Genomic DNA, 3,795 nt, shown 5'->3' on the forward strand with positions numbered 1-3,795 from the left:
GACCAGGCCCGTCGCGTTGGGCGATCATCCGCCCGCCATCGTCGCCACCGAGACCATCCACGAACAGGCCAGCCACGCCGTCGAAATTGGTGAGCCCGTCGAATTCAATTGCGGCGCCAATCAGCTGGGCTGCCTGGAAGACAATGTATTCGACGTCCTCGAGGGCGATGTTTTCGGCCAGGTTCCTGACCCTTACATGTTCCGCCACCGCCGTGATACTGACGATGCCGGTCTTCCTGAAGGCGATCTGGACCGCTGAACGGACGTCATCGCGCAGTCGCGCCGAGTAATCATACCGCATCGAAACCTCCCAAAGGGAACGGTTTTCTGTTCAGGTTGCACAATGCGGCAGGGGCTTCATCTTGGCAAGTCACGAATTAAATAATATCTAAACAAATCAGCTAGTTAGCATAGTTATGCAAGTATGCGCCTTACGCCGAATACCATCAGGCTCATCATGCGCATGAGAAGCAGTTCACTCATCCCGAGGTCTTGACGCGCTAGGAGCGCTTTCCTAACTATTAGGTAAGCGAGTTGAATACTCATTCGAGGTATCGGGATCCTGAGCGAGGGAGCGCGATGACTGAACTGGAACGCCCGGAACGGTTGCAGATCATGCTGACGTCAGACGAGCTGGCTGCGCTGGAAAACTGGCGCTTCGACAAGCGTATGCCGAGCCGTTCGGCCGCGGTCAGGGAATTGCTGCGGCGCGGTCTTGCCTCAGACGGCTTCCTGACGGCGGAGCAAGGGGCGAAGTCGCAAGACTTCGGTATCCTGCCAACCGCCGGCGGCAACGGCATTTCCGAAAGCGGCAAGGAGTAGCGGTTCACCGCGCGTGAGCCGCTCCAGTCCTTTCAGGCTGCCGGTCGCCGCAACGCGGTGCCGGCCGGCCCAGCGGACCATAACTCTCGATTCAGAGGATGTTGGTCGTCACTTCGACGACGATCGCGGCACCTTCCAGGCTGCCATTGGTGACGTGCACGACACGCGATACCCGCAGATCCTGCGTGGTTCCATCGATCGACAGCGCAACGCTTTCGCCGATCCGCGGAACCGCCTGAAAAACCGCGTCCGTGGCCTCCGGCCGGTTGTCGATCGATATGCGGCAGTTGACGGTCATGAGATGTCTCCTGTGTCGGCCCGGTGGTCAACGCGGGGTCCGCGAAATGGTTTCAGGAGCCGGATGCAACTTAACGGCGCCCAGATCCGTAAAACACTAATTGCTCCATTGTTCATCGTAACGGAGCAACAGGGCTCGCTGGGGGCGTTGGGGCTGCCCCGGCGAGCTTGATCCGCCTTGCCGGGGGCGTGGCGTCACCGGGGTATGGAGACGAGTTTCGGCGCCCGCAATTCCCCGGCCATCCTTGCCGCCTGGAAAATTGTCATCAAAACCAGGATGGGCTCACCCTCGGTCGGGTTGATGGTCAGCACGACGCGGCCAAGCTCGTCGCTCATGCCGCAAGACCAGTCCTTGACGGCTATCACCTTTCTCGCGGCCATATGCCGTTCTCCTGCACGGGAGGTTCTCTGCCGGCTACGCCGTCTGGAGTTGGTCGACAGAACCTTCGCCTGACATTGCAAGCAGCCGAAATGCGGCAAATGCGGCCAATATCATGAAAACCGCCGTGACGTTCAGGGACATCGTCGACGCAAGCACGCCCCCGTCAAAGCAACTCAGTTCCATGCGCTCTACCCCTTCAAGCCACTGACGGCCTGGATGATGATCCTGCTTCGAGTGAAATACAAGCGCGCGCTAATGTGCTGAAGCCGGCTGGCCAGTCTGCGCGCGGCTTCGAACCAGCCAAGCGCTTGGTTGCTGGTTCCCGCTCAAGGGCTCGAACCTCGATTCACGCCTTCAAAGGGCGCTGTCCTACCATTAGACGAAGCGGGAAAATGCACGTTGCGCCCCACCCCTAGCCGGTTCGCGCGCCGGGATCAACGCACTGCGGCGGCAAAGCCGATTGGAAGCGCGGTGTCAGTCCGGAAAGTTGGTGACAGGTTCCTCGCAGCGGTAGACCGGGCAGCTGCCGTCACGGGTCGGGACATAGGCCGACATCGGCACCTCCGGCCAGTCGCATTCGTTGCCGAACTGCCTGACATAGCGATCATAGGTGTTGGGGCCTGTGGTCAGCACCACGGCATGGCGGCTTTGGAGCAGTTGCCGGAGCTGGTCGCAACTCATCGTGCGGGTGTCGGGCCTGGCTTCGGCGAGGCCGGTCGCGGCCAGCAGGATCGCTGCCGTCAAGGCAATTCGGCGCATTGGCATGGCTGTTCCTCGAATGGACATATCGGCCGAAACTCGCATCCCGCCGGGTGGTTCCGCAACCGCCGGCTCGCCGTCTGTGGCAGCGCAACCAAATGGTCCGTCGTGCATTGCTGGGGATGGATGGCAGGAAGCCCTACAAAACTCCGCAATGGCGGCCCGGAAGCGGGGATCGCGAGGCCATGTGCTGTTCCTTCTGCGGCGGGCGCGACCACAGCTATGAGGACTGTCCGCAAAGGAATCCCGACGCCGATGCAGTGCCCGTTGCGCCGCCCAACGACGCCGGCTCCGAAAAAGCAGGCCGATGAGACGGACAGGGCGAAGCGGTCATCGGGCTTACAGCAGCTCGACTGGATCGGCATTTACGGCCGCAGAGGCATTGCCGAGATGGAGGGCCGGGCATTATCGTGACATGCGTGTCCGCGACCGCAAATGCGGAATGCTGCGCACCGACTGCAACCAAAATGCCCGGTCAGGCATTTCTAGCAGGAGGGGAATCCTCACGCAGACGCTGGCGGGAGGCGGCAAGGTGGGGCCACGACGGGGCAATGACAGAATTGGCAAGCGTCGATAGCCTGCTCGAAATCACTGCCCACGCTCGGCTGGCGGCGATTGTCGATTCGTCCTTCGACGCCATCGTCAGCAAGGACCTGAACAGCATCATCACCAGTTGGAACGCGGCGGCGCAACGCATGTTCGGCTACACCGCCGAAGAGGCCGTCGGCCGCTCCGTACTCATGCTCATCCCCGATCATCTCAAGGATGAAGAGACCGACATCATCAGCCGGGTTCGCAGGGGCGAGCTCCTGGCCAGCTATGAGACGATCCGCCGGCGCAAGGATGGCGGCCTCATCGCCGTGTCGCTGACCATTTCGCCGATCAGGAACGCGTCCGGCGAGATCATCGGCGCATCGAAGATCGCCCGCGACATCACCGCCAGCAAGGAGAGCGAGCGCCGGATCAGGCTTTTGCTCCGCGAGGTGAACCATCGCGTCAAGAACCAGTTCGCGGTGATCCTCTCGATGATCCGGGAGACCAGCAAACGCTCGACCGATCCGCGCGAGTTCGAGGAGATGATCCGTTCCCGCATCATGGCGCTGTCGCGGTCGCACGATCTGCTGGTGAACTCGGAATGGGCCGGCGCCAGCCTCTTCGACCTTGCCCAGGAGCAGCTCAAGCCGTTCGGCCACGAGGCGCGGGTATCGCTTTCCGGACCGCTTTTGACCCTGCAGCCGAATGCCGTGCAAAATCTCGGCATGGCGTTTCATGAACTCGGCACCAACTCTTCCAAATATGGCGCGCTGGCGAGCGAGGCCGGGCGGCTGGAGATCACCTGGCGGATCGTCGAAGGCGCTTCGGACAAGCTGGAAATCCATCTGCTCTGGGACGAGACGATGCCGGTGCGTGAGGGAGAGCGGCCCGGGGGGCGGCAAGACGAAAGCACGCGCAAGGGTTTCGGCACCGTCGTCCTGCAACGGGTCGCGCCGCAATCGCTGAACGGCTTGGCGGTGCTGGATCGCAGCCCGGGCCAT

Annotated in this window: 6 protein-coding genes and 1 tRNA gene; 2 read left to right on the plus strand and 5 right to left on the minus strand. The window is 61.8% G+C overall.

All coding sequences use genetic code 11. From position 1 onward, the window contains the following. Positions 1–301, minus strand: a 301-nt coding sequence (locus EOA22_RS38225; RefSeq protein WP_127390349.1) for a hypothetical protein, incomplete at its 3' end; no start/stop codon positions are given. A gap of 278 nt (positions 302–579) precedes the next feature. Between EOA22_RS38225 and EOA22_RS27115 the strand changes: the two genes are divergently transcribed. After that, on the plus strand, positions 580–822 hold the full coding sequence (locus EOA22_RS27115) for a hypothetical protein (RefSeq protein ID WP_013530767.1): 243 nt from the start codon (positions 580–582) through the stop codon (positions 820–822). 91 nt (positions 823–913) lie between these two features. Here the strand turns inward: EOA22_RS27115 and EOA22_RS27120 are convergent, their stop codons facing one another. The 4 genes from EOA22_RS27120 to EOA22_RS27135 all read right to left on the minus strand — a co-directional run bounded on the left by EOA22_RS27120 (position 914) and on the right by EOA22_RS27135 (position 2,266). After that, a complete protein-coding gene (locus EOA22_RS27120; protein WP_013530768.1) occupies positions 914–1,120 on the minus strand; it encodes a hypothetical protein in 207 nt (68 codons plus the stop codon). A gap of 194 nt (positions 1,121–1,314) precedes the next feature. Beyond that, positions 1,315–1,500: a hypothetical protein gene (locus tag EOA22_RS27125; RefSeq protein ID WP_013530769.1), complete on the minus strand. Its 186-nt coding sequence runs from the start codon at positions 1,498–1,500 to the stop codon at positions 1,315–1,317. Positions 1,501–1,817: 317 nt separating this feature from the next. Then, positions 1,818–1,891 (minus strand) — tRNA-Gln (locus EOA22_RS27130). Between the two features lie 84 nt (positions 1,892–1,975). Further along, the gene (locus EOA22_RS27135) at positions 1,976–2,266 is read right to left on the minus strand and encodes a hypothetical protein (RefSeq protein WP_013530770.1); all 291 of its coding nucleotides are present in this window, start codon (positions 2,264–2,266) and stop codon (positions 1,976–1,978) included. A 545-nt stretch (positions 2,267–2,811) separates the two neighbouring features. Between EOA22_RS27135 and EOA22_RS27145 the strand changes: the two genes are divergently transcribed. Further along, the coding region (locus EOA22_RS27145; RefSeq protein ID WP_127390350.1) for a PAS domain S-box protein at positions 2,812–3,795 on the plus strand (984 nt) is incomplete at its 3' end.

Source organism: Mesorhizobium sp. M7A.F.Ca.US.014.04.1.1 (assembly GCF_003998745.1).
Lineage (GTDB): Bacteria > Pseudomonadota > Alphaproteobacteria > Rhizobiales > Rhizobiaceae > Mesorhizobium > Mesorhizobium ciceri.

Excerpts from the sequence above, each read along its gene's own strand:
- EOA22_RS27115 (WP_013530767.1), top strand. The coding sequence starts at position 580 with ATGACTGAACTGGAACGCCCGGAACGGTTGCAGATCATGCTGACGTCA.
- EOA22_RS27120 (WP_013530768.1), bottom strand. The coding sequence starts at position 1,120 with ATGACCGTCAACTGCCGCATATCGATCGACAACCGGCCGGAGGCCACG.
- EOA22_RS27135 (WP_013530770.1), bottom strand. The coding sequence starts at position 2,266 with ATGCCAATGCGCCGAATTGCCTTGACGGCAGCGATCCTGCTGGCCGCG.
- EOA22_RS27125 (WP_013530769.1), bottom strand. The coding sequence starts at position 1,500 with ATGGCCGCGAGAAAGGTGATAGCCGTCAAGGACTGGTCTTGCGGCATG.